General features: G+C 64.6%; 24 protein-coding genes and 1 tRNA gene. 16 read left to right on the forward strand and 9 right to left on the reverse strand.

What is annotated here, in order from left to right; all coding sequences use genetic code 11:
* Positions 1-244: 244 nt before the first annotated feature.
* A complete protein-coding gene (locus tag AB4061_RS11335; RefSeq protein WP_441633719.1) occupies positions 245-670 on the forward strand; it encodes a universal stress protein in 426 nt (141 codons plus the stop codon).
* A 9-nt stretch (positions 671-679) separates the two neighbouring features.
* Here AB4061_RS11335 and AB4061_RS11340 read toward each other — a convergent pair whose 3' ends face one another.
* A complete protein-coding gene (locus AB4061_RS11340; protein ID WP_441633721.1) occupies positions 680-2,647 on the reverse strand; it encodes an APC family permease in 1,968 nt (655 codons plus the stop codon).
* On the opposite strand from AB4061_RS11340, the gene AB4061_RS11345 reads away from it, so the two are divergent.
* A complete protein-coding gene (locus AB4061_RS11345; protein ID WP_441633723.1) occupies positions 2,646-2,771 on the forward strand; it encodes a hypothetical protein in 126 nt (41 codons plus the stop codon). The genes AB4061_RS11340 and AB4061_RS11345 overlap by 2 nt on opposite strands.
* A gap of 42 nt (positions 2,772-2,813) precedes the next feature.
* Here the strand turns inward: AB4061_RS11345 and pdxR are convergent, their stop codons facing one another.
* Complete coding sequence (gene pdxR, locus AB4061_RS11350; RefSeq protein ID WP_441633725.1) at positions 2,814-4,289, reverse strand: MocR-like pyridoxine biosynthesis transcription factor PdxR; 1,476 nt, start codon at positions 4,287-4,289, stop codon at positions 2,814-2,816.
* A gap of 165 nt (positions 4,290-4,454) precedes the next feature.
* Between pdxR and AB4061_RS11355 the strand changes: the two genes are divergently transcribed.
* Together AB4061_RS11355 and AB4061_RS11360 are read left to right on the forward strand one after the other, a co-directional pair.
* The gene (locus AB4061_RS11355) at positions 4,455-5,171 is read left to right on the forward strand and encodes a pyridoxamine 5'-phosphate oxidase family protein (RefSeq protein WP_441633727.1); all 717 of its coding nucleotides are present in this window, start codon (positions 4,455-4,457) and stop codon (positions 5,169-5,171) included.
* 14 nt (positions 5,172-5,185) lie between these two features.
* On the forward strand, positions 5,186-5,341 hold the full coding sequence (locus AB4061_RS11360) for a hypothetical protein (protein WP_441633729.1): 156 nt from the start codon (positions 5,186-5,188) through the stop codon (positions 5,339-5,341).
* A 39-nt stretch (positions 5,342-5,380) separates the two neighbouring features.
* Here AB4061_RS11360 and AB4061_RS11365 read toward each other — a convergent pair whose 3' ends face one another.
* The gene (locus tag AB4061_RS11365; RefSeq protein WP_441633731.1) at positions 5,381-6,202 is read right to left on the reverse strand and encodes an inositol monophosphatase family protein; all 822 of its coding nucleotides are present in this window, start codon (positions 6,200-6,202) and stop codon (positions 5,381-5,383) included.
* A gap of 308 nt (positions 6,203-6,510) precedes the next feature.
* On the opposite strand from AB4061_RS11365, the gene AB4061_RS11370 reads away from it, so the two are divergent.
* The 3 genes from AB4061_RS11370 to cysE all read left to right on the forward strand — a co-directional run bounded on the left by AB4061_RS11370 (position 6,511) and on the right by cysE (position 8,883).
* On the forward strand, positions 6,511-7,341 hold the full coding sequence (locus AB4061_RS11370; RefSeq protein ID WP_441633766.1) for an RNA methyltransferase: 831 nt from the start codon (positions 6,511-6,513) through the stop codon (positions 7,339-7,341).
* 4 nt (positions 7,342-7,345) lie between these two features.
* A complete protein-coding gene (locus AB4061_RS11375) occupies positions 7,346-7,927 on the forward strand; it encodes a PrpF domain-containing protein (protein WP_441633733.1) in 582 nt (193 codons plus the stop codon).
* A gap of 212 nt (positions 7,928-8,139) precedes the next feature.
* Positions 8,140-8,883 carry a serine O-acetyltransferase gene (gene cysE / locus AB4061_RS11380; RefSeq protein WP_441633768.1) on the forward strand — a complete coding sequence of 248 codons (744 nt, stop codon included), beginning with the start codon at positions 8,140-8,142 and terminating at the stop codon, positions 8,881-8,883.
* A gap of 55 nt (positions 8,884-8,938) precedes the next feature.
* Here cysE and AB4061_RS11385 read toward each other — a convergent pair whose 3' ends face one another.
* From AB4061_RS11385 to AB4061_RS11400, 4 genes are all read right to left on the reverse strand, one after another.
* Positions 8,939-9,727, reverse strand: coding sequence for a UDP-2,3-diacylglucosamine diphosphatase (locus tag AB4061_RS11385; RefSeq protein ID WP_441633735.1), 789 nt, complete (start codon positions 9,725-9,727; stop codon positions 8,939-8,941).
* Between the two features lie 83 nt (positions 9,728-9,810).
* Positions 9,811-10,311, reverse strand: a complete 501-nt coding sequence (locus AB4061_RS11390; protein WP_150983882.1) for a peptidylprolyl isomerase — start codon at positions 10,309-10,311, stop codon at positions 9,811-9,813.
* Positions 10,312-10,343: 32 nt separating this feature from the next.
* Positions 10,344-10,928, reverse strand: coding sequence for a peptidylprolyl isomerase (locus AB4061_RS11395; RefSeq protein ID WP_006163145.1), 585 nt, complete (start codon positions 10,926-10,928; stop codon positions 10,344-10,346).
* Positions 10,929-10,998: 70 nt separating this feature from the next.
* Entirely contained in the window at positions 10,999-11,697 is a 699-nt protein-coding gene (locus tag AB4061_RS11400; RefSeq protein ID WP_441633737.1) for a tetratricopeptide repeat protein, read from the reverse strand.
* A gap of 254 nt (positions 11,698-11,951) precedes the next feature.
* Here AB4061_RS11400 and cysS point away from each other — a divergent pair, with 254 nt between their 5' ends.
* The 8 genes from cysS to AB4061_RS11440 all read left to right on the forward strand — a co-directional run bounded on the left by cysS (position 11,952) and on the right by AB4061_RS11440 (position 21,723).
* Complete coding sequence (gene cysS / locus AB4061_RS11405; RefSeq protein WP_441633739.1) at positions 11,952-13,340, forward strand: cysteine--tRNA ligase; 1,389 nt, start codon at positions 11,952-11,954, stop codon at positions 13,338-13,340.
* Complete coding sequence (locus AB4061_RS11410) at positions 13,325-14,263, forward strand: DNA-3-methyladenine glycosylase family protein (RefSeq protein WP_441633741.1); 939 nt, start codon at positions 13,325-13,327, stop codon at positions 14,261-14,263. Before cysS ends, AB4061_RS11410 begins: the two co-directional genes overlap by 16 nt.
* 114 nt (positions 14,264-14,377) lie before the next feature.
* Positions 14,378-15,349 carry an acetyl-CoA carboxylase carboxyltransferase subunit alpha gene (locus AB4061_RS11415; RefSeq protein WP_441633743.1) on the forward strand — a complete coding sequence of 324 codons (972 nt, stop codon included), beginning with the start codon at positions 14,378-14,380 and terminating at the stop codon, positions 15,347-15,349.
* Positions 15,315-16,781, forward strand: a complete 1,467-nt coding sequence (tilS, locus tag AB4061_RS11420) for a tRNA lysidine(34) synthetase TilS (protein ID WP_441633745.1) — start codon at positions 15,315-15,317, stop codon at positions 16,779-16,781. Before AB4061_RS11415 ends, tilS begins: the two co-directional genes overlap by 35 nt.
* A gap of 141 nt (positions 16,782-16,922) precedes the next feature.
* Positions 16,923-18,173 carry an aspartate kinase gene (locus AB4061_RS11425; protein ID WP_174422792.1) on the forward strand — a complete coding sequence of 417 codons (1,251 nt, stop codon included), beginning with the start codon at positions 16,923-16,925 and terminating at the stop codon, positions 18,171-18,173.
* Between the two features lie 150 nt (positions 18,174-18,323).
* A tRNA-Ser gene (locus AB4061_RS11430) sits at positions 18,324-18,417 on the forward strand.
* A 123-nt stretch (positions 18,418-18,540) separates the two neighbouring features.
* The gene (locus AB4061_RS11435) at positions 18,541-19,995 is read left to right on the forward strand and encodes a DUF6538 domain-containing protein (protein ID WP_441633748.1); all 1,455 of its coding nucleotides are present in this window, start codon (positions 18,541-18,543) and stop codon (positions 19,993-19,995) included.
* A gap of 210 nt (positions 19,996-20,205) precedes the next feature.
* Positions 20,206-21,723 carry an ATP-dependent nuclease gene (locus tag AB4061_RS11440; protein ID WP_441633750.1) on the forward strand — a complete coding sequence of 506 codons (1,518 nt, stop codon included), beginning with the start codon at positions 20,206-20,208 and terminating at the stop codon, positions 21,721-21,723.
* Between the two features lie 51 nt (positions 21,724-21,774).
* Here the strand turns inward: AB4061_RS11440 and AB4061_RS11445 are convergent, their stop codons facing one another.
* Together AB4061_RS11445 and AB4061_RS11450 are read right to left on the reverse strand one after the other, a co-directional pair.
* Positions 21,775-22,926, reverse strand: coding sequence for a YaaC family protein (locus AB4061_RS11445; protein ID WP_441633752.1), 1,152 nt, complete (start codon positions 22,924-22,926; stop codon positions 21,775-21,777).
* Positions 22,927-23,066: 140 nt separating this feature from the next.
* A complete protein-coding gene (locus AB4061_RS11450) occupies positions 23,067-23,885 on the reverse strand; it encodes a hypothetical protein (RefSeq protein ID WP_441633754.1) in 819 nt (272 codons plus the stop codon).
* A gap of 373 nt (positions 23,886-24,258) precedes the next feature.
* Here AB4061_RS11450 and AB4061_RS11455 point away from each other — a divergent pair, with 373 nt between their 5' ends.
* Complete coding sequence (locus AB4061_RS11455) at positions 24,259-24,870, forward strand: recombinase family protein (protein ID WP_441633756.1); 612 nt, start codon at positions 24,259-24,261, stop codon at positions 24,868-24,870.
* Positions 24,871-25,261: the final 391 nt, after the last annotated feature.

The following is a 25,261-nucleotide window of genomic DNA, read 5'->3' on the forward strand; positions in this document are numbered from 1 at the left end:
TTCGGCTTTTGCCCCGCTGCGGGCTGTGCTGTGCTCCGGTGTCGACATAGCCGCCAAGCGCCGCGCCGCAGCCCGTTCGAGCGTGACGGACGTTTACAAAAAAAATACGCGGCCATCCGTCTCTTTACAGCATCTTTGCGGGATCCGAACTTATATGGAATCGAGATAGCCAGCGCGATACGCGATACGCGATACACGCCGGTAGCGAAACGATCGAGGATCGAGACAAGGGAAGGGGTTCGACATGCTGAGAGTTCTGGTACCCGTCAACGGCTCCGCGCACGCGCTGGATGCGGTGCGTCATGCTGCCTTCATGTTCCGGGACCGCTGTGTGTCCGAGGTGGTCCTGCTCAATGTCCAGCCGCCGCTGGAATCCGGCCGCGCCTCGGCCTTCCACTCGCTGGCCGCGTTGCGCAAGCTGGAGGAGGCGAGCGGCGAGGCCGCGCTGCGCGATGCACGCTGCATCCTGGACGACGCCGGGGCCAGCTATGTGGCGCAGATCAAGGTGGGCGACGTGGCGCAGACCATTGCGCAGGCGGCGGCCGCGAACGACTGCGATGCCATCGTGATGGGCACGGCCGGGCGCACGGCTGTTGGCGCGCTGCTGGCGGGCAGGCTGACCAACAAGCTGATACGCATGTCGCGCGTGCCGGTGACGCTGGTCAAGTAGGCCGCGCCATCACGCCACTTTCATTGGCAGCAGCACCATCTGCTTGCCTTGCAGGTGTAGCTGCTCCTGCAGYTCGCCGGGTGTCTGGTTATGCAGCCAGGCCGTGAGGAAATTGACGTGCTGGAAGATCAGCTTGCTGGCAAAGCAGACGCTGTTCGGATACTCGGCCGTCACCGCATCGACCAGCGTCGTGAACTCGCGCACCGGGTTCGTGCCGAATGCCGCGCGCGAATCGGCTGCCAGGCCGTGGCGCTGGCAATTGGCGACGTAATAACGCAGTGACTCGCCAATCGTCTGTTGAAGGCGGTGCAGCGTTTCCTGGCCCTCGTAGCTTTGCGCATCGACCTCTCCCACGGCCAGGAAGATCATGTTCTTGAAATGTCCGGGAAACAGGCGCTCGACCCACAGCAGGGCATGCATGCTGGCGCCGCGGTGTTTGCCCACCAGGACGATCGCCGTGGGCAGGCTGGGGTCGAGCGGCCGAACGCGGCTCGCATCGACCAGCGGCGGGCTGCCGGCGAAGAGGGCATCCGCCCGGGCCAGCTCGGCGCGGGTTGTCGCGTAGTGCCGCTTGATGAAGACGCACAGCGCAACCACCAGGCCCGTTACCAGCACGGTCAGCCAGCCGCCGGCGGTGAATTTCTCCACCAGCGTGATCACCAGGACCGTGGCGGTGACCGACAAGCCCAGCAGGGACAGGCCGAAGCGCACGATCCAGCGAGGCTCGCCGCGATGGCGCCACCAGTAGATGCACAGGCCAAGCAAGGAGAGGCTGAAGGTCAGGAAGACATTGATGCTGTACAGCACCACCAGCACCGCGACCTGGCCGTGCGTCCACAACAGGATCAGCAAGCTGGCCAGGCCCATGACGATGACGCCGTTCTGCCGCACCAGCCGGGCGGAGAGATCGCGGAAATGCCGCGGCACCCAGTAGTCCGCCGCCATGTTTGACAGCACCGCCGGGCCGTCCAGGAAGCCGGTCTGCGCGCCCACCAGCAGCAGCCCGGCCTCGGAGGCCAGCAGCGCTGCGAGCAGCGCATGGCGGGACCATGCCGAGCCGAAGCCAAGATGGTCGATGACGCGGTCGAAGACCACGGCGTTCAGCGTCTTGCCTTCCACCGGCACTGCGTTCCACAGCATATACAGCAGGATGATGCCGCCCGCCGTGAAGGCCAGCGAGGTCGCCATGTAGAACATCGTCCACTTGCCGTTCGGCACCCGCGGCTCGGCCAGCATGTTCACGTTGTTCGAGACCGCCTCCAGCCCGGTGTAGGTGCCACCACCCAGCGAGAACGCGCGCATCAGCAGCGCCGCCACCACAACCGGCCCCATCGCCTGCGACATGCCGGAGGCCTCGCCAATGGCATTGGGCACGACCGCGCCGAGATGGTCGCCGTGCGCGGCAACGCCATAGACGATCAGCCCGAGATGCAATACCACGAAGGCCAGGAAGATGGGCATCAGCACCAGGATCGATTCCTTCATGCCGCGGAAATTGAGCCCGGTCATCATGATCACGATCACCAGTTCGGTGGCCAGCTTGAAGGCTTGGGCCCCTACCGGCAGCAGGCTGAAGAAGGCGTCAACACCACTGGCCAGCGACGTCGCGACGGTCAGCACGTAATCGACCAGCAACGCCGCGCCCGACACCAGTCCAGGACGCGGCCCCAGCAAGGCCGTGGCCACGCGGTAGCCGCCGCCGCCGGTGGGGAACAGCTCGATGACCTGGTTGTAGCCGACCGCGATGATGAACACCGTGCTGGCGGTGGCCAGGGCAAGGAAGAGCGCCAGCGGCGTATGGGTGCCAAGCGCCAGGAATGCCTCCTCTGGCCCATAGCACGAAGAGGAAAGCCCGTCGGCGCCCAATCCCACCCAGGCTAACACCGGCACCACGGCGATCGCGTGGCGGGTTTCCGGGGCGAGCGGATCGAGCGGTTTGCCGGCCAGGTGCCTCCACCACTTCGACAATGCCGCCATGTTCGCCACCCTGGACGCGATCGCGGCGCAGCGCACGAAAGCGCGGCGCCGGAAATTGCAGCTTGCGGCGCCGCTGCCTGCGCGCCAGCACCGGGAGCTCGGCACTCCCATGGAAGTAATGTAGGCGGCAAGTAGGCCGATTCGCAAGAACGGGCTCAATGCCGCGCTACGGCACCGGCTCGCGCAGCAGCGCGTCGATCACCTGTGCCAGCCGCGCGATCAGCCCGTCGATGGCGCCGGCCGGCACGCCGGCGTAGCCGAACACGAAGCCGTTGTACTGCGCCAGCGGCGTGCCGGGCAAGCGGTAGGTGCTGAGCGGCCGCACGATCAGTCCCTGCGCGCGGGCCGCACGGGTGACCACGGTGTCGGCAAGCGGCAGTTCCAGGCGCGCGGACAAGTGCATGCCGCCAGCGCTGGCCGATACCGTCACGCTGCCGCGCAGGTGGCGCGCCAGCGCCGCCTCCAGGGCATCGCGGCGCTGTCCGTAGCGCTGGCGCATGCGGCGCAGGTGGCGGGCGAACTGGCCGCTGTCGATAAATTCCGCCAGCGCGATCTGCTCGGCCACGTGGCCGCGCCGGGAGATTTCGCCAAGCGTGTCGGCGATGGTCGCGGCCAGGTAGCGCGGCACCACCATGAAGCCCAGGCGCAGCGCCGGGAACATGGTCTTGCTGAATGTGCCCAGGTAGATCACCGGCGCATCCTCGCTCAGCCCCTGCACGGCCGAGAGCGGCACGCCGCCACGGCGGAACTCGCTGTCGTAGTCGTCCTCGACGATCCAGGCACCGGCTGCGCGGGCATCTTCGATGAGCTTGAGGCGCCGTTCCAGGCTGAGAATGGAGCCTAGTGGATACTGATGGGATGGCGTGATGTAGATCAGCCGGGGCGGTGCGTCGCGCCACTGCTCGGGGCGGGGTGCCAGGCCGTCCGCATCCACCGCCACGGGCTCGAGCACGAGGCCGGCCGACTGGAAGGCGGCTCGCGCGCCGCCGTAGCCGGGATTCTCGATCCAGGCCGTGTCGCCGGCATCGGCCAGGATGCGCGCGCACAGGTCCAGGCTGGTCTGCGTGCCGTCGGTGATGAAGACCTGGTCCATGTCGCAGCGCACCCCGCGCGAGACCTTCAGGTACTCGGCGATGGCGTGGCGCAGCGCGGGCTGCCCCTCGACCTTGCCGTAGCCAAGATGGCGGGGGCCGAGCTGGCGCCAGGCGCGTTCGATGCAGCGCCGCCACGCGGCCAGCGGAAAGCCGTCCAGGTCGGGCACGCCGGGCACGAACGGCAACAGGTCGTACATACCGTTGACATCGTGCGGCAGCCCGCGCACGCGGCGCGACAACGCGGCGACGCGCTTGACCGCCCCCGCGCTGTGGCCAGCCTGCGCCAGGCCCACGCGCGCCACCGTGGTGCCGTGCCGCGTCGGCACCACGAAGCCTTCCGCCGCCAGGCTCTCGTAGGCGTAGATCACCGAGTTGCGTGCCATGCCGAGCTCCGCCGCCAGCGTGCGCGTGGCGATCAGCTGGCTGCCCTGGGCGATTCGCCCGTCGAGGATGGCGCCGCGCAGGCACTCGTACAAGAGCCGCTGCTGGGTGAGTTTGCGGCCATCGAGCTGGCGCATGAAGGTCGAGACCAGCAGGCCGTAGTCCATGTCGTCGCTTCCGTGGTTTCTGTGGTTTCCGTGGTTCTAAAAATCGTGCCACGACTGGGTCTAGCCATGGTGCCACGAAATCCCTATCTTGGCTGCATCGCCGTAACGCAGCGAAATTGCCGCGCGGCACCCACAACCCCACACCGCTCAAGACAAGGAGCCACCATGAGCCAGAAACCCATGCCGCCGAGCGAACGTACCCGCGTGCGGCGCGTTGCCGATCGCGGCCACTACGATCGCGCGACGCTGCATGCGATCCTCGACGATGCGTACCTGTGCCACCTGGCCTTCACCGACGATCACGGCACCCACTGCATTCCCACCGCGTGCTGGCGCGAGGGCGAGCACCTCTACATCCATGGCTCCAACGGCAGCCGCATGCTGAAGCTGGCCGCGACAGGCAGCCAGGTCTGCGTAACCGTGACGCACCTCGACGGCCTGGTGATGGCGCGCTCCGCGTTTCATCACTCGATGAACTACCGCTCGGCGGTGATCTACGGCAGTTTTGAAGTGGTGGCTGGCGCAGCGAAGGCAGCGGCAATGGATGCCTTCCTGGAGCGCATTGCGGCGGGGCGTTCGGGCGAAGCACGGCCAGGGGATGCCAATGAGCTGGCGGCGACCATGGTGCTGCGCATCGGGCTGGAGGAGGCCGCCACCAAGATCCGCAGCGGCGGGCCCAAGGATGACGAGGCCGATATGGCGCTGCCGGTGTGGGCGGGCGTGCTGCCGTTGCGCCTCCAGGGGCAGCGGCCGGTGCCGGATGGCATGCAGCCCAGCGTGCCGGACTATGTGCGAAGCTGGGGGCTGGGTGTCTGTACCGAGGCGATGGCAGAGGCGGCCGGCGAGACGATGCCGGGCAGGGCGGTCGCGGTGGATGCTTGAACTGGCAGCACGCCATGGCTATCCCAGCGCTTTCACGTCGCGATGCCATCGCGCTGCTGGCCTACGCCATGCCGCTATGGGCGGTGCCGGGCGCGATGGCGATGATCGTGGGCGGCGTGGCGCTCGGCATATGGCATCCTGCCGGGGCGCCGCCGCGCCCGTCATGCTGAGCGCGGCCAGGCGGCCGCGCTGCGTTGTTGCCGGGATCCTTAGCGGGCTGGCTTGGCGTTGTCCACCGAGAACGGCGACAGCAGGCGCACCATCTGCGCAAACGCCTTGGGGTTGCCGGCCAGCACTTCGCCTTGTTCGAGCTGGCGCGCTTCGCCGGCGTAGTTGCCCACCAGGCCGCCGGCCTCGGTCACCAGCAGCATGCCGGCGGCCATGTCCCACGGGTGCAGGCCTTGCTCGAAGAATCCATCGGTGCGGCCGCAGGCCACGTAGGCCAGATCGAGCGCCGCGGCACCCGGGCGGCGCAGGCCGGCGCAGCTTTGCGTCATCAGCGCGAACAGTTCCATGTACTGGTCCAGGCCTTCCATGTCGCGGTAGGGGAAGCCGGTGCCGATCAGGCAGTCGGCCAGCTTGTCGCGGCGCGACACGCGGATGCGGCGGTTGTTCAGGAACGCGCCGGCGCCCTTGCTGGCTGTGAAGAGTTCGTCACGCGACGGGTCGTAGACGACGGCTTGTGCCGGCACGCCCTTGTGCAGCTGGGCGATCGAGACCGCATACTGGGGAAAACCGTGGATGAAGTTGGTGGTGCCGTCGAGCGGGTCGATGACCCAGACGTATTCGCTGGTGGGTTCTTCGCCCTCGGCCCAGGACTGGCCGGACTCTTCCGCTAGAATGGCGTGATCCGGGTAGGCCGTGCGGATGATCTCGACGATTGCGGCCTCGGCGGCGCGGTCGACTTCGGTGACGAAATCGTTGTGCTGCTTGCGGGAGACCTGAACCCGGTCGACGTCCATCGACGCGCGGTTGATGACGGAACCTGCCTTGCGGGCTGCCTTGACGGCAATATTTAGCATCGGATGCATGAATCTCTCCAGGCCGGCCAAGGGTGCGCGGCCTGGCGCAAAAGGCCGGCGCGCTGCCCTTTGGGGCGGCTGACAACACAACGGATTGTAGAAGAACGGGCGCGACGCTACCGCATAAAACGGGCGGCGCACCGAAGATGAAGCCTGAATTGTATATGAACCCGCAGAACCAGACGAGCGCCGACGCCAACGGCGCCCCAGCCGCAGCCCCCGCCACCCAGACCGGCCCGGACCTTGATCCGCCATCTGGCGCGCCTTGCCAGGCGGTTTCCGCTATCGCTCCGGAGGCTGCAGCCGATGCTGCCCTGATGGCCCCCGCTGCGTTCGCCGCGGTGCGTTTCGTGCTGGTCGAGACCAGCCATCCCGGCAATGTCGGCGCCGTCGCGCGGGCCATGAAGACCATGGGCTTCGGCGCCGTGCCGGGCAGTCTGGTGCTGGTTTCGCCACGTGAGCCGGCGGTGCGCGAGCATCCGGATGCCATCGCCATGGCCAGCGGTGCCGACGACGTACTGGCAGGCGCGGTGATCGTCGACAACATCGAGTCCGCGCTGGCCGGTACCGCCTACGCAGTGGCACTCACCGCGCGCCAGCGCGAGTTCGGGCCGCCCCGTTTGCTGCCGCGCGACGCGGTGGCGCAGGCCGGCGCCCGCATTGCCGCCCTGCAAGCCACCCCGCAAGCCACGCAAGCCGCCGGCGCCCACATTGCTTTCGTGTTCGGTAATGAGCGCTTCGGCCTGCCCAACGAGGTGGTCGACCGCTGCTCGGCGGTCACCCACATTCCCGCCAATCCCGCCTACACCTCGCTCAATCTTGCCCAGGCCGTGCAACTGGTGGCCTACGAGATGCGCCTGGCGCTGCTGGAGGTGAGGGCGACGCCGCTCGCCGAGATCGGCTATGCTGGCGAACCGGCCACGGCCGAGCAGATCGAGGCCATGTTCGGCCATCTGCAGTCGGGGCTGGAAGCCATCGGCTTCCTGGATCCGGCCAGCCCGAAGAAGCTGATGCCGCGCTTGCGCCGGCTGCTCGCGCGCAGCGGGCTGGAGCGCGAGGAAGTCAATATCCTGCGGGGCATTGCCAAGCACATGCTGGCAGCCGCGCAAGGCCAAGGCGCCCGGGTGCCAACCAAACAGGAGAAGTGAGCAGGTGGAGATTCCGGCCTACTACATGCGTGGCGGCACCAGCAAAGGGGTCTTCTTCCTGGCTGACGACTTGCCCACTGATCCGGGCGGCCGCGATGCCGTGCTGCTGCGCGTGATCGGCTCGCCCGATCCGCACGGCCGGCAGAGCGATGGCATGGGTGGCGCCACCGCCAGCACCAGCCATGTCGTGCTGGTGCGCCCCTCGCAGCGTCCCGGTTGCGATGTGGACTGCCTGTTCGGCGCAGTGGCCATCGGCGAGCCGCGGATCGACTGGGCCGGCAATGGCGGCGAGCTGCTGGCGGCGGCAGCGCCGTTCGCGGTCTGGCGCGGCTTCGTGCCAGCGCGCGACAGCGTTACCACCGTGCGCATCTGGCTGCCGAACGTGGACCAGGCCGTCGTTGCCCGCGTGCCTTGCCGCAATGGCCATCCGCTCGAGGATGGCGATGTTGCCGAGGACGGCCTGCCGCTCGCGGCGGCAGGGATCGTGCTCGACTACCTTGCGCCGGCTAGTAGGTCATTGCCTTTGCGCCCCACCAGCGCGCGCCGCCTGATGACCGGCCTGGTGCACGTGCCCGAGCGATGTTGATGGCGGGCGCTGCCCGTCCCGCGGATCCGACATGTCCAACATGTGCCGCGCGGCGGCCAGCGTCATTGCAGCCAATGTCCATGGCGGCAGCAGGGCAGCAAATCTCTTACACTCCCTGATCCCGTTTTCACCGGCCAATGACCATGCCGGCGATCGCGCCAGCCCTGACCCAGGGCGCGCGGCGCACGGCGTGGCAACACGACACGACCAAGATGTTCACTCGCCTGAAGGAAGATATCGACGCCATCATGCGGCGCGACCCCGCCGCACGCAGCCGTCTGGAGGTGCTGACCTGCTATCCCGGCTTTCACGCCGTGGTGTTCCATCGCTTCGCGCACGGCTGCTGGAATGCAGGGTTTCACTGGCTGGGCCGCTGGATCTCGCACTGGGCCCGCTTTTTCACCGGTATCGAGATCCACCCTGGCGCCAAGGTGGGGCGGCGCGTGTTCATTGACCACGGCATGGGCGTGGTGGTGGGCGAGACCGCCGAGATCGGCGACGACTGCACCATCTACCAGGGCGTGACCCTGGGCGGGACCTCGCTCTACAAGGGGGTAAAGCGCCATCCCACGCTAGGTGCGAACGTGGTGGTGAGCGCCGGGGCCAAGGTGCTCGGCGGCTACACCATCGGCGACGGCGCGCGCATCGGCTCCAACGCCGTGGTGCTCAAGCCGGTGCCGCCGGGCGCCACCGCGGTCGGCATCCCGGCGCGCATCATCCTGCCGGACGCACCCAGCGGGCAGCAGGGCGCCAAGCAGGAGTTCTCGGCCTATGGCATCACGCCGAACGCGGACGACCCGGTCTCGCTGGCGCTCAAGAGCCTGATCGACAACGCGGCACAGCAGCACGAGCGGCTGGAGACCGTGATGGCCGCGCTGGATCGCCTGGGCGAGCATCTCGAGAACACGCCGAACGACCGCTTCGACGCGAGCGAGCTGCGCAAGTTGATGAAGTAGGTTGGTGAGGTAGGTTGGTGAGGTAGGTCGATGAAGCGCAGAGGGGGATCCGGCGTCAGCTGACTTGTGGCAGCACGCTGAATCCGCCCGCGTCGAGTTGCAGCACGGCGGCGCGCGGCCGCTTGCCGTCGAGGTCCCAGTCGGTCAGCACCCAGCGCACGCCTTCCGGGCTCTCGTGCCGGGCGGGGCGGTGCGTATGGCCGTGCACCAGGGCCGGCGCCTGGCTGGCGCGCAATAGCGCGGCCACGGCTTGCGGCGTGGTGTCGCCGTAGTCTGGCGGTGCGTCGCGGCGAGCCTGCGTGCGGCCCGCTTCGCTATCGGCGCGCAGGCGGCGCGCCACGCGCAGCCGCACCGCCAACGGCAGCGACAGGAATACCCGCTGCACCCAGCGCTTGCGGGTCCAGTGGCGAAACCGCATATAGCGCTCATCGTCGGTGCACAGCATGTCACCATGGCTGAGCACCACGCGCTGGCCGGCGCAGTCGATCACGGTGGGGTCGGGCAGCAAGGTGGCGCCCGCGGCGCGCGCAAAGCGCTGCCCCAGCAGGAAGTCGCGGTTGCCGTGCATCAGGTAGACCTGGACGCCGCGTTCGGCAAGCTGGCGCAGCCTGGCGGCCACCTGCGCCGCGAAGGGGCTGTCGGTTTCTTCGTCGCCAACCCAGAATTCAAAAAAATCACCCAGGATGAACAGGGCGCGCGCCTCTTGCGCCGCGCGTTCGAGCACGTGCTCGAAGGAGGCCAGCGTGCGCGGCATGCCGGGGGTGAGATGCAGGTCGGAAATGAACCACGCCGGCGCTGGCACCGCGAGGGCGCCGGCGGCCGGCGTGGATGGGGTCACAGTCATGCGGTTGGAAAGAGAAGCTGGCCTGACGTCATGGTGCGACCCCGCGGGGCTCGGTGGAACGTGTCCCGGTGATGGCCCGTGGCTTATTCGACCACCACGGCCTTTTCGATGACCACGTCTTCGAGCGGCACGTCCTGGTGGAAGCCAGCGCTGCCGGTACGCACGCCCTTGATCTTCTCGACCACGTCGGTACCGTCGGTCACCTTGCCGAACACGGCGTAGCCGAAGCCTTGCGGGGTCGGCGAGGTGAAGTTCAGGAAGTCATTGTCGACCGCGTTGATGAAGAACTGCGCGGTGGCCGAGTGCGGTGCGTTGGTACGCGCCATGGCAACCGTGTAGCGATCGTTCTTCAGGCCGTTGCCGGCTTCGTTCTCGATCGGGGCATCGGTGCCCTTTTGCTTCATGCCGGGTTCGAAGCCGCCGCCCTGGATCATGAAGTTCTTGATCACGCGGTGAAAAATGGTGTTGTCGTAGTGACCCTTGCGCACATACGACAGGAAGTTTTCAACCGACTTCGGTGCCTTTTCAGCGTCGAGTTCGATGGTGATGACACCCTGGTTGGTGTGGAGCTCTACCTTGGACATTTGCGTTCCTTTGTTCGGTGTTTGTTCGGCGGTTATTTGACGACAGTAGCCGACTCGATCACGATCGGCGTGGCCGGCACATTGCGCATCGGGCCATACGAGGTGGTGGGCGCGTTCTTCATCTTGTCGACGGTATCCATGCCTTCCACCACCTTGCCGAACACGGCATAGCCGTTACCGTCCGGCGATGGATAGTCGAGACTGGAATTATCCACCACATTGATGAAGAACTGGGCGGTGGCGGAGTTAGGATCGCTGGTGCGCGCCATGGCGACCGTGCCGGCCTTGTTCTTCAGCCCGTTCTGGGCTTCCAGGGGGATCGCCGCGCGCGTGGGCTTTTGCTTCATGTCGCGGTCGAAGCCACCGCCTTGCACCATGAAGCCGTTGATCACGCGGTGGAAGATGGTGCCGCTATAGAAGCCGCTCTTCACGTACTCCATGAAGTTCGCGACAGTCTTGGGCGCGGCGTCCGGATAGACCTCGAGCGTGAACTTGCCGGCGCTGGTGACGAACTGCACCCGTTCGGTTTTCGTCTGCTGTGCCTGAGCGGCCAGCGGCGAGAGCGCCATCGCGGCGGCGGCGATGCCGGCAAGGACTAGGCGACGCGAAAAGATCATGCTTGACTCCGTGGATCGGGGAAACGATAGGGCCGGGCAGGGTGGCGGCCCGGCCCGTTGGGCAAGGTAGTTAAGGCCTGGGCGCTGCGGCCGGCGCGCTGGCGGCCGCGCCTGGCTTGCCGGTGCCGCCGGCCGGCGGCTGGGTGGCCGCGGCAGGCTGCAATTGCTTGAGGCTGGCAGCGGTGCCCGCATCCTTGGGATTGCGCCGCAGTGCGTTGCGGTAGGCATTCTCGGCCAGGCGGCGGTAGACGTCGCCAAGGTTGGCATAGCCCAAGGCGAAATCGGGTTTGACATCGATCGCGATCAGCAATTCCGCTTCGGCGCGCTTCAAGTCCCCACGCTTGGCGTACAGCAGCGCCAGGTTGTTGTGCGGCTCGGGCAACTCAGGGAAGTCCTGGGCCATGGATTGCAGTGCCGCGATGGCCTCGTCCTCGCGCCCGGCCTGGGCCAGGGCCCATGCACGCTCGAAGCGCGCCTGGGCGTTGCGCGGGTTGGTGGCCAGCACGCGGTCGAAGCGGTCGATGGCCTCGCCATACTGCTTGCGCGCCGCCGCCTTCTCGGCGTCGGCCATGCCAGGGTCGGCCGAGCGCACGCCGCCAGGTGTCGTGGCCGGCACCGCGAGCGATAGCGGACCGTTCTGCGCGCGCGCAGGCCCCGCTACGGCAAGAAGGCCGGCCAAGATCGCCGCCAGGGCGAATGAGGCGGCCGCAATGCGTTGGCGCGCGGGCTGGGATGACACGGTTGCTATGGTGGGCAGGAACAGGCTCATGTATGGGCGGTCCGTTATACTCCGCGGCATTCTAGCAAAGCGCGGCCATGCCGGCCCGGGTATCGGCGCGCCGGCCTGCGCAGGCCAGGCCCGCGCCGGCTTGTCCGTGGTGCGGTGCAAGGCGGGCGACGACCTGCCGCGCCCGGGCGCTTCCGGTAAGATATGGGTCGCGCCAGGCTTTGCGTTGGCGCAAGTTGCCGGTCTCGCGAATGGCGCGACAATGGCGCCAATCCCTCATCCATTCACCTCGTTTCATGCATCCTCTGAATATCTACAACACGCTCGCGCGTGAAAAGCAGCCTTTCGTGCCAATCGAACCCGGCCGTGTACGCATGTATGTCTGCGGCATGACGGTGTACGACTATTGTCACGTCGGCCATGCGCGCGTGATGGTGGTATTCGACATGGTGCAGCGCTGGCTGCGCACCGCCGGCTACGACGTGACGTATGTACAGAACATCACAGACATCGATGACAAGATCATTCGCCGCGCCGCGGAGAATGGCGAGACCATCGGCGCGCTGACCGACCGCTTCATCCGCTACATGCACGAAGACGCCGATGCGCTCGGCATCCAGCGCCCGGACCACGAGCCGCGCGCCACCGACTACGTGCCGCAGATGCTCGACATCATCAGCAAGCTCGAAGCCCGCGGCCTGGCCTACCACGCCAGCGATGGCGACGTGAACTATGCCGTGCGCAAATTTCCCAACTACGGCCGCCTGTCGGGCAAGTCGCTGGAGGACCTGCGCGCCGGCGAGCGCGTGGCCACCAACGAAGCCAAGCACGATCCGCTCGACTTCGTCCTGTGGAAGTCCGCCAAGGAAAGCGAGCCCGCCGAAAGCAAGTGGGATTCCAAGTGGGGCTCGGGCCGCCCGGGCTGGCATATCGAGTGCTCGGCGATGAGCTGCGCCCTGCTGGGCGAGCATTTCGACATCCACGGCGGTGGCGCCGACCTGCAGTTCCCGCACCACGAGAACGAGATCGCGCAGTCCGAGGGCGCGAGCGGCAAGACATTCGTTAACCTGTGGATGCACAACGGTTTCGTGCGCATCAACGACGAGAAGATGTCGAAGTCGCTCGGCAACTTCTTCACCATCCGCGACGTGCTCAAGGAGTACGACGCCGAGGTGGTGCGCTTCTTCATCCTGCGCGCGCACTACCGCAGCCCGCTGCACTACAGCAATGTCCACCTGGAAGACGCCCGTCACTCGCTGACGCGCCTGTACACGGCGCTAAAGGACGTGCAGCCCGATGTCCTGCCGCTGGACTGGGAGGAGGCGCATGCGCGGCGCTTTATCGATGCAATGGGCGACGACTTCAATACGCCGATCGCCATGGCTGTGCTGTTCGACCTGGCCGGCGAAGTCAATCGCACCGGCTCCAGCGCGATGGCGCGCCAGCTCAAGGGCTTGGCCGCCACGCTGGGCCTGCTGGGGCGCGACGCCCATGCGTTCCTGCAAGCCGGCAAGCCGGCCGATGGGCTGGAGCCGGAGCAGATCGAGGGGCTGATCGCGGCGCGCAAGCAGGCCAAGGCCGATCGCAATTTTGCCGAAGCCGATCGCATCCGTGCCGAACTGCTGGCGGGCGGCGTGGTTCTCGAAGACAAGCCCGGCGGTGCTACCGAGTGGAGGCGCGCTTGAACGCTGCCGTGCGCAAGACGGCGACGCCCGCGGCGCCGTCCAAGACTGCTGCGACCACCAAGGCCAAGCCCGCGGCCAAGCCGCTGGCGCCCGTGAAACTGCCTGCAAAGCCGCTGAAGGCAAGCCCGGCGGCGAAAGTCGCCAAGCCTGTGAAAGCGGCCGCCAAGGCCGCCGGCAAGTCACCTGGCCCGGTGCTCAAGGCGGACGGCAAGCCCGCCCTCAAGATCGGCGCGCGCGCGGCCAAGGCGCCCGTGCTGCCGGAAGCCGAGGCGCTGCCCCTGCCGGTCGAAACGGTGGTGGATGCCATGCGTCCGGCTTACTGGGACGAGGCCTGCGCCGACCTGATGAAGCGCGACCGCATCCTGCGCAAGATGATCCCCACCTACGGCCCCGCGCACCTGATCTCGCGCGGCGACCCGTTCATCACGCTGGCCCGCTCCGTGGTCGGGCAACAGATCTCGGTCAAGGCCGCACAGACGGTGTGGGAGCGGCTGGTGGCGGTCTGTCCCAAGCTCACGCCGGCGCAGATGCTCAAGGCGGGGCACGACAACCTGGCCGCCTGCGGCCTGTCGCGCCGCAAGGCGGAATACATCGTCGACCTTGCCGAGCATTTCAAGGCAGGGCGCGTCCATGTGAATAGCTGGACCGAGATGGATGACGAAGCCGTCATCGCGGAACTGACGCAGATCCGCGGCATTGGCCGCTGGACCGCCGAAATGTTCCTGATGTTCAACCTGATGCGGCCCAATGTGCTGCCGCTCGATGACGTCGGCCTGATCAATGCCATCTCGGCAAATTACTTCAGTGGCGAGCCCGTCACGCGCAGCGAGGCGCGCGAGGTGGCGGCCAACTGGGAGCCCTGGCGCACCGTCGCCACCTGGTATATGTGGCGCAGTCTTGATCCCCTGCCTGTGACGTATTAGGCTGGAAGGTAGCAAAATTTGCATGGAAGTGCGCGAGACTGCATCCGCAGACTTGCGGTTTAGTGGGCGAATTCCGGTAGAATGCGCTCCTTCACAGACAGGTACGCGAGTCTCATGAAAACCACCTTCCTAGATTTTGAGCAGCCGATTGCCGAACTCGAGGCAAAGATCGAAGAACTGCGATTTGTGCAGGACGATTCGGCTGTCGATATCTCCGAAGAGATTTCGCGGCTGGCCGGCAAGAGCCAGCAGCTTACCAAGGACATCTACGCCAACCTGACCCCATGGCAGGTGGCACAGATCGCCCGGCACCCGCAGCGTCCTTACACGCTGGACTATGTGCGGGAGATCTTCACCGATTTCCACGAACTGCACGGCGACCGCGCCTTTGCCGACGATCTGTCGATCGTGGGCGGCCTGGCCCGCTTCAACGGGCAGGCGTGCATGGTGATGGGCCACCAGAAGGGCCGCGACACCAAGGAGCGCGCGCTGCGCAACTTCGGCATGTCCAAGCCCGAGGGCTATCGCAAGGCCAAGCGCCTGATGGAACTTGCCGACAAGTTCGGCCTGCCGATCTTCACCTTCGTCGATACCCCGGGTGCATTCCCCGGCATCGACGCCGAAGAGCGCGGCCAGTCCGAAGCCATCGGCCACAATCTTTACGTCATGGCCGGCCTCAAGGTGCCCCTGATCGCCACCATCATCGGTGAGGGCGGCTCGGGCGGCGCACTGGCGATTGCCGTGGGCGACGTGGTGCAGATGCTGCAGTTCGCCACCTACGCCGTGATCTCGCCGGAAGGCTGCGCGTCGATCCTGTGGAAGACTGCCGAGAAAGCGCCGGAAGCTGCCGAAGCCCTCGGCCTGACCGCGCACCGCCTCAAGGCGCTCAGCCTGATCGACAAGATCGTCAGCGAACCGCTGGGTGGCGCGCACCGCGACATCAAGGGCATGGCTGCCATGCTCAAGCGTTCGCTGGCGGATTCGCTGCGCCAGTTCCAGGGCATGAGCGTGAAGGAGCTGCAGGCGCGCCGTCATGAGCGTCTGCTGGCCTATGGCAAGTTCAAGGAAACCGGCGCACCGGGCTGACCCGTCCGCCGGCTTGACCGACAAGGTCGCACAGGCGCTTCAGGCCGGTGCGGCCTTTGTTGTTTCTGGCGACGGCGCACGGGCAGGCACGGTGGCGGTGGCACTCTCCGGCGGACGCGATTCGGTCGCGCTGCTGCACGCGCTGCGTGCGGCGGTGGTGGCGTCGTCGCTGCCACTGCGCGTGGTGGCGCTGCATGTGCATCATGGCCTGCAGGCCGAGGCGGACCAGTGGGACGTGTTCTGCGCGACGCTGTGCGCCGACTGGCAACTGCCGTTTTACAGCCAGCGTGTCTCGGTCAGCCAGGGGCAGGGCGAAGGGCTGGAGGCGGCGGCGCGCCGCGCGCGCTACGCTGCGCTCGAATCCATGTGCGACGAGGCCGGGGCGGCGTTGCTGCTGTTTGCCCATCACCTGGACGACCAGGTCGAGACCGTGCTGTTGCGCTTGTTTCGTGGCGCCGGGCTGGCCGGGCTTGGCGGCATGCCGCGCCTGCGCAGGCTCGGGGCAAGGCAGCAGATTGTCTTGCTGCGTCCGTGGCTCGAGGTCGGGCGCGACGAGATCGATGCGTACTGCGCTGTGAATGCGCTCCCCTGGATCGACGATCCTTCCAATGACGATTCCCGATTTGCCCGCAACGCGCTGAGGCAGCATATGCCCGCGCTGGCCGCGGCGTTTCCCGCGTTGCGCGCCAACGTGGCGCAAGCCGCCGCGCACCTGGCGCAGGCCAGCGAATTGCTCGATGCGCTGGCTACGCAATGGATGGCGGGGCTGGTGCGCACGCCGCGCGATACCAGCACGCTGGCTGAACTCGATCTTGCCGGGCTGCGCGCGCTGCCGCCGGCCGAGGCCGACGCCGTGCTGCGCCTGTGGCTGCGCGAGCTTGGCACGCAGGCCCCGTCCACCGCGCGGCTGTCCGCCATGCGCGCGCAACTGATCGAGCATGAAGGCGGTGAACCTGCCATCCAGCACGAGACCCTGATGCTGCATCGATTCAGGGGGCGCGTGCTGGCCCGCCGCGCGGGGCCTGCCATTGACTCTGAAGACCTGGCGCTGCACTGGCAGGGCGAGGCACGCCTGGCCGTGCCTGCGTGGCACGGCGAACTGCGCTTTACGCGCGACGATACTTTCGGCCTGCCGGAGGCAGCGCTGCGCCGGCCCCTGCGCCTCGCCGCGCGCCAAGGCGGCGAGCGCATCGTGCTGCGCCCGGGCGGGCCCGCGCGCGCGCTCAAGCAGGGCTACCAGGAGGCTGGCGTGCCGATGGCGCGGCGTGCGCGCCTGCCGCTGCTGTGGTCGGGCGATCAGCTTGTGTTCGCGGCGGGCCTGGGCATGCACCGGCGCTGGCCGGATGCGCCGGCCGCGCCGCGCTGGCGTGTCGAATGGGTCGAGTGGGTCGAGCCGGTTGGTTCGCCCCGGCAGGGCGCGGCCATCGAGTAAGCCTCGGCAGGCAGCTTTCCGCCCGCAATATTCCTCGCGCGCCACTTGCCGTGGCCGTCGTCCGAGCTGCCCACACCTTGCCTTGGTGCTCCCCTTCGTGTATTTTCAAGGGTTTGCACAATTGCTGGTGTCGACAAACAGATGGCTCTCATCGTTCACAAATACGGTGGCACTTCGATGGGTTCTCCGGAACGCATCAAGAATGTCGCCAAGCGCGTTGCCAAATGGCATCGTGCAGGTCACCGCGTAGTCGTGGTGCCTTCGGCCATGTCAGGCGAAACCAATCGCTTGCTTGGCCTTGCCAAGGAAATCTCGGCGCAGCCGAGCCCGCGCGAGCTGGATATGCTGGCCGCCACCGGCGAGCAAGCCAGTTCCGCGTTGCTCGCGATTGCGCTGCAAAGCGAGGGCGTCGACGCGATCAGCTACACCGGCTGGCAAGTGCCGGTGAAGACCGACTCGTCCCACACCAAGGCCCGCATCGAGTCCATCGATGACGAGCGCATCCTGGCTGATCTCGACGCCGGGCGCGTGGTGGTGGTCACGGGCTTCCAGGGCATCGACGACAACGGCAACATCACCACGCTAGGCCGCGGTGGTTCCGACACCTCGGCCGTGGCGATCGCCGCCGCCATCGAGGCTGAGGAATGCCTGATCTACACCGACGTGGACGGGGTCTACACCACCGATCCGCGCGTGGTCGAAGACGCTCGCCGCCTGGACCAGATCACCTTCGAGGAAATGCTGGAAATGGCCAGCCTGGGCTCCAAGGTGCTGCAGATCCGTTCGGTGGAATTCGCCGGCAAGTACCGCGTGAAGACCCGCGTGCTGTCGTCGCTCACCGACCCCCTGATGCCCCTCGAGCAAGAAATGCACTCGGGCACGCTGATCACTTTTGAGGAAAATTCTGAAATGGAAGCAGCCGTCATCTCCGGCATCGCCTTTGCCCGTGACGAGGCGAAGATCACCGTCCTGGGCGTGCCCGACAAGCCCGGCATCGCATACCAGATCCTGGGCCCGGTAGCCGACGCCAACATCGACGTCGACATGATCATCCAGAACCAGTCCGTCGACGGCAAGACCGACTTCACCTTCACCGTGCCGCGCGGCGAATACCAGCGCGCGCTTGCCATCCTCAACGATGGCGTGAAGGCACATATCGGCGCCGCCAGCGTGTCGGGCGACCCGAAGGTATCGAAGGTCTCGGTAGTCGGCGTGGGCATGCGCTCGCACGTCGGCATCGCCAGCAAGATGTTCCGCACGCTGTCCGAAGAAGGCATCAACATCCAGATGATCTCCACCTCGGAAATCAAGATCTCGGTGCTGATCGACGAGAAGTACATGGAGCTCGCCGTGCGCGCGCTGCATAAGGTGTTCGAGCTGGATCAGGCGTGATCCATGCAAGGCAGGCCGCTTGCGGCCTGCGCTTCTAACGGGCTGTGCAAGTTTTTTAAATTAGTCATCGAATCACCGTTGACCAATTGAAATTGGCCCGATAGAATACGCGCTTCGTTGTGTGGCCTCCCTCACACAACGGCAGATTTGGGAGACGTGGCCGAGAGGTCGAAGGCACTCCCCTGCTAAGGGAGCATCCGGGCCAAAACCTGGATCGAGGGTTCGAATCCCTCCGTCTCCGCCACTACATCGTATTGGCGGCGGAACCCCGGAAGATTGCGGTCTTCCGGGGTTTTGTTTTTTGTGGGGTGGTTCCAGCGGTACACTATGCCGCGCAGGTGTTACACCCGTACCTGTAGAGAACCCGATGGCTACCAACATCCAGAAGCGCGGCAGCGTCTACTACTTCCGCCGCAAGATTCCCCTAGACCTCATCGAGCAGCACAACGGCAAGCGCGAGATTATCCGCAGCTTGGGCACGAAGGACCGTCCCGAGGCCGAACGTCTGGCACGCAAGGTATCTGTTGAACTCGATGACGAATGGCAGGCCATGAGGGCAGAGCCGTCCGGCCCGGCAGCATGGCCTGACGACACCGACTTCGTAGACGTTGCTGGCAAGCTGATCCCCGTTTCGACTGGCCCGGCCCCTGCGCCTCAGCAAGTCACGCAGGCAGAGATTGATGCGGCTGAACTGGCCGACCAAGAAGCAGCCGGGCTGTACATCGCGGACGAGTACGCCGAGGAAGCCGCAGAGGAAGAAGCGGACAAGCTGATGCGCGTTATTGGTATCGTAGAGCGTCGCAGAGCAGAGGCTGGTATTGGACCGCTACCTCCCGCCGTAAAGGCCGCCATAGCGCCTAAGGGAGCGATGGCGGACCAATCCAGCAAGGCCGCTGCCTCGGGCCAGAATCTTGAGGCCCTTATCCCGACATGGGAGCTAGAGCGAAAGCCGACGAGCAAGACCGTGGACGCTGTGCGCCGAGCGGTCCGCGAAGCAGGCGACCCGGACATTCACGCAGTAACGCGAGCAAGCATCGTTGCCACCCGGGACAAGTGGCTGATCTCCGGGGCCAGCGTGGCGACCGTCAATAAGAAGATTGGGTTCCTCCGTCTGCTGCTTGGTGTTGCCAAGGGGCGGGGCCTGATCGACGTGAACCCGGCAGAGGGCGCGGAGTTGCCGCTACCCAAGCGGGCCGTAGAACTGCGGAAGCCTTACAGCCCCGAGCAGGTCAAGGCCGTTATGGCTGCAACCGATGGCGCGAAGGAATCCGACCCGGCGATGTACTGGCTTCCCCGGTTGGCCCGCTGGACTGGTGCCAGGCTGAACGAGTTGCATCAGCTACGGCGCGAGGATGTTCAAGAGCGGGAAGGCGTGCCGGGCCTGATGATTACCGACGAGGGCGAGCACGGCGAGGGCGCGGCTATGCGCCTCAAGAACGAGGGTTCCCGCCGATGGGTGCCGCTGGCCGTGCCGGTGTTGGTGTTCGCAGAATGGGCCAGTACGCGCCCCGATGGTCCGCTGTTCCCCGCCAAGCCGGGTGTGCATGGCATCGTGTCTGCCGCATTCTCGAAGCGATACGGGCGGCTGCTGCGCAAGACCCTCAAGATCACTGACACGCGCATCACCTTCCATTCCTGGCGGCACGGGTTTGCCGACATGTGTCGGGCCGCTGGTGTCGCGGCTGATGTGCGCATGGCCCTCATGGGGCATGCAGAACCGGGTGTATCAGGGACGTATGGGGCAGGGGACGGGCTACCAGCCAAGCGGCTTATAGAGGCCGTGGCCCGGCTGGCTGTACGGGCGGAAAATGCGCCTGGCTAGTCCGGCTTCGCTTTCGAGAAGACACTGCCCCGGAATTCATCGTAGAAAGTCATGACTTGCTCCATCCCAGCGTCATACACCTGGCTTCAACCTCCGCCTTGAAGCCCAACTTCTCCAGTCAATCGCGTCCTGCGTTTCTCAGTTGCATTCACGCTATTATTTGGCGATAGGTGGATAATCACCGATTAGACAAAGGGGAAAGGGGGCGGAATGCTGACTGACGCGGAAGTTGCCGCAGCTGTGCAAGCGACTGATGAAGTTTGGCGCGACGCGAATGTCCGCCGTAACCTGTTCGGTAACGCTCTTAAGAAGGTGCGAGTCGCCGGCATCCGTGGAATCAATGCGGAGATTGAGTTCGGGTGGCCGGTCGTGGCGGTCGCTGGTGTGAACGGTACGGGAAAAACCACTCTCCTTCAAATCGCGTCGGCTGCTTATTCAAGGGCGCAGGGTGGGCGCTATTACAAGCTTGGCGAGTGGATTCGCAATGAACTGCATGGCGACACACCGCCGGTATCAGCAAATGCGCGCGTTGCCTTTTCGTTCTTAGATACGCCAGACATCCCAGTCCCGTATGAGGCGGCGAACAGTCGTTGGCGCTATCCACGCCGGGGTAACCCGCAGCGCTATGTCGAGTTCATTGGAATCACTAGCTTCAGTCCACGCATCGAGCAAAGAGGGCGAGTTCACGTTTTTCAGTCGCGTCTGGAAATTCGAGCCTCCGAACCACTATCGCGTCAAGCTATCCAAAGTATCTCCACTATTTGTGGAAGGGCGTTCACGGCAGGTCATGTACATACAGTCGGATCACCCAACGGGACATGGTCGGAGAGTCTGCCGCAGCTTACTCGAGATGCAGTCACGTATTCCGAGCCGCACATGGGTGCAGGAGAGCAAAAGGTGGTTCGGCTTGTTCGGCAGCTGGAGCGCTTACCTCGACAGTCGCTCATAATCCTCGAAGAACCTGAACTTACTTTGCATCCAGATGCGCAGCGTGGGCTAGCTTGGTACCTTATGGGATTAGCGCGTCGCCAAGGACACCAGATTCTCATTGCAACCCATTCGGCGGACATTTTTGAAACGTTACCTCAGGCCGCCCGCGTATTGCTGGTTCGCGGCCCTCGTGGTGCCATTGATGTTCTTCCAAATGCCAAGTATCTGGCCGCTGCCCGCGAACTCGCGGCAAATGTTCGGCTGAACAAAGACATCATCCTTGTAGAAGACGCGGTCGCCGCACGCTTGCTGAACGAAATTCTGCTTCGCTATAGTCGGGCAGTTCTTAGTCACTGCACTGTAGTTCCAGTAGGTAGTGCTAACGATGTCCGTCGCCTCGTCGCGTCTTTCACGCAAGCAGGTGTGCGGGTTATCGGTGTTCGAGATGCGGACAGAGGTGAAAATCATCAGGCACAGATGCTGTCGCTACCTGGTGATAGGAGTCCTGAAGAACTTCTTGTTTCGGATGAGAACATAGCCCGCGCTGCGTTATGGGTGGACGGCATTGGAGAAGTATTCGCCCACGCACAAGTAGCGGCTCAGCATCTTAATGGCTCGGCTAGAGCAAAACGAATCATGGAGGTCCTCCCCATGAGGGCTGGACTCAGTTCCGAGCAACTAGTTGATCGCTTAACACTCGCTTGGTTGACGGCTAACGATGCGGCCGCACGCACGCTTGCTGCGCGGATAACTTTCCTCTTCGAAGCGCAGGAGGCCGTACGCGCAATAGCGCGATAGAGGCCAAACTGTGCAGCGTGGAAAACGTTGCATCAACTGGTCCCTCATCACCTATGCCTCAGGTACGAAGTAGCTTCTTGTTAGCTCGCTAAGGGTCAGGAGTGGCGCTCTGTCCATCGCAATCTCGGTTAGCTTGTCGATAGCGAGGGCAAGTGGCGAACTGGCTTCGATGTGGGCAAGCCACTTGTCGGGGTAATAGCGGGCGAAATTTCCTGCGATGTGAAGGCCCACGTAGAGCAAGCCGAACTCGTTCAGGCTCTCCCGTCTGGTTGAGAACCACGTGTTGCTCGTGTTGGGGCTTATGGACCAAGGAAGCGATCCTGGCGCATCCTGGCCCCACGGGAATTCAAGCAAAAAGCCGGACGGAAATTCTCGAACCACTAACCGATGTGCACCTCGTGGGGCGAATGCAACGAGATGCGAGAAATCGTCAAGTAGCTTCGTGAGAGTTGGATGGATGACGAGGCGAATTATCGCGCTCTCCTGTTCGGGAACCCACTGCGCAGAGCAGGTGGCCCGAGCAAGATGCGCGGGGAAGTTATAGAGGGGAAGGAACTCCGCCATTTGGGGGAGGCCCACCAGAACATCGAAAAGACTGTATCCGGCAGTGGGGAATGCCTCTGGCTCATGATCTGCGCCAATCATCAAGACGCGGTATCCAGACGTGGTGCCCGTACCATCAGGTGTTGGCTGGGAATAGATGCCGCATACCGGAGTTTCTCTGCTAGACCGCCGCCACACTTCGAAGGTGCCTCGCGCTGATCCGTCCGGCGCGGTCTGCGGTTTTGCCTTTAGTGCGGCGGCAGCTTCGTGGAGGGGGGTGGATGCGTCAAGGAGCGACGCGATGGAGAGTTGCAATCCGTGACATCCGTGACGCTCCCGCAGTTTCTCCAAGCGGCTGTCCGCTGTTTGCTTGAGCAGCACTTCGCAAAGAGCGAGCGACATGATCGAGTAATAGAGCAAGACAGGTCGAGTCGCCAGACTGACCGCCTTTGCCGCCTCGAAGTATTCCCCTGCTTGCATGAGGCACTGGCGAAGTTGTGCGGCTTGCCGTTTCGCATTCGGCCGATGCCGCTCGGGCAGACCATGCAAGGACATGATCTGGAGAGCAACCGCATCAATGTTCTGAAAGTGCTTGAGTCGTGTCCAAGCGTACTTGGCGGTGTCTGTTGCTGTGAAAGTTGCGCATTTCTGAATAATCACTCGTAGGTCTCCACAACATCGCCAAGTTACGTTCAGCTGCGGCCACCCTTGGCCAAGGGCACCGTATCGGCAGGGGATGGGTTGCCGCCCCGGCGGCCTATCGAAGCTGTGGCGCTGCTTTATGCACGGATGGACTGAGGTTACCCTTTGTTCATTGTCCCCGCATTCAGACCGCGCAACCCCGCTGCGAGCAGTCCCGCTTTCTCGCTGTGTGGCTGTGTCTGATCGAGGCCTAGAATCTGCATCGCTTTAGGCGATGGAGGCACCATGCCAAGGCCAGGAGATGCCAACCCCAACCCCAATGACTGTGCTGAATGAGCTACCGCAAGCGCCTTTTGCGAAGATGCATGTGTGTCAGCCACGATGCGGTGAAGAATGCTCATCTCTTGCCGCATTTGCTTCAGTTCCCCGATAACCACGTCTTGGCCTTCGACGTATTTAGTCGGTATCGTGGCGACCTCAAATGTACCGAAGCTCTTTAGGTACGAAGTGGAATCGGCGTTTTGGCGTGACCTCTCGTACGTGGCTTTCACCTTCTCCGCCAACGCTGCCGCGAACGCCTGAATTTGGCTGTGCCTTAAGCTGGCAGGGTACTCGATGTGTTCCAGCGGGCCGGTATCAAAGATGTAGGGTGTCACATCGTCCTTGATAAGCACCGTTGGCTTATCAAAAGCGAGTCGCATGCCAAGCTCGAACATGACATTGGCATTTTTCGCGCTGACGTCACAGATAACGATGTCGTCATTGTAGAGTCGCTGAACAATACGCCTTTGTATGACGCCGGCTACCTCTGATGAGCTTACGAGGTCGACTTCAAACTGAAAGTCAATCAGTGAGCGGACTGCAGCCGAGATGATTGACTTAACCTCCGCCCAGTGACCGGGGGGATACCCTTCAATGTCCGAAATCGGCATGACGATGCCGCAGCTTAGAGGCGCCGCCCTTTTCTCGTCAGTCATCTATTCAACCCTCCCGTGTTGTTTCGTATTCTACATGTCGCTTCATGCCGTCACGGGCGGCAGGTGGATCGCCCTGGAGCAAATTTTGACTGGCATTTTTGCGGGGCCACACACCGCGCACGCGAGGCCGCCTTCCCCCCGTAGGCACCCTCCTGAACGCGCCCGCGAATCGACGCAGGCACGCGCATGAAACGCGTAGCGCCCGCGCCCGCATGAAACGCGACACGCGCGTAGGCCGCACCGGGCCGTAGTCTGCTCCGAATACGACCGATTACGGAGCAGCGCGAAACCGCTCCGTTAGCTGTCACGGAAGTCCTTGACGATAGATTCGGAGCGCGTACAATTCGGAGCATCTATTTCGGAGCATTCCGCCATGACCGCACGCACGTACCTCTACACCCGAGTCTCGACCGAGGGGCAGACCACCGAGAACCAACGCCTGCTGGCCGAGCAGGCCGGATACCGAGTCGAGCCAAAGCGGGTTCATTCCGAGGTGATCAGCGGCACGGTCCCGGCGATGGAGCGGCCCACGTTCGCCAAGCTGGTAGACAAGCTAGAGGAGGGGGATGCCCTTGTGGTCGCCAAGCTGGACCGGTTGGGCCGGAATGCATCCGACATCGACCGCACGGTAGAGATGCTGCGCGGCATGGGCGTGCGTGTAGTCGTGCTGGACTTGCCCGTTATGGAAGTGACCAGCGCGGCGGGGGACTTGGTGCGCCGCATGTTCGCCGCATTTGCACAGTTTGAGCGGGACCAGCTTGTCGAGCGCACGCACGCGGGCTTGGCGAGGGCAAAGTCCGAGGGCAAGGTGCTGGGCCGGAAGCGCGGCCTAGCCAAGTACGCCGAGGAGCACGGGCGCGAATTGGCCGATGTGGTGGCTGAGGTGCTGGCCCGCAAGGCGGCAGGCGAGTCCCTGCGCGAGCTTGGCACGGCCTACGGCGTTAGCGGACAGACGATCCTGCGTGAGATTCAGCCTGCCGGCTGACGGTGGATAGCGCGCGCCCTGGCTGTGGCGGCGGGCGGCGCGAGTGACGGCGTGGCAGGCTGCGCATGCACCGTACAGATAGATACGAGCGCGGCGTAATGGATGTGTTGCGTAAAGCACATAATAGCCCCTACCATGGAGCCACACAAACTAACGGGGGTGCGGTCATGGAGTGGGAAACAATCGGCCTTTGCTACTTGGCGTTCGTGTATGGAGGTCTGTTCCTGACCGGGCGGCATCAAGTGCTGGGCGGGTTGGGCCTGTCAGTTTTTTTGTGTGCAGGGCAGGTATAGACTCACCGTCGACTTGAGCGGTGAGTGCAGCATTATCTCAACGATGCGGATGGGTGAAGCGCTCCTCGTACAGGATCGCGAACTGGTTCATAGCAGCC

The sequence above is a fragment of the Cupriavidus sp. YAF13 genome, from assembly GCF_052113425.1.
Taxonomy (GTDB): Bacteria; Pseudomonadota; Gammaproteobacteria; order Burkholderiales; family Burkholderiaceae; genus Cupriavidus.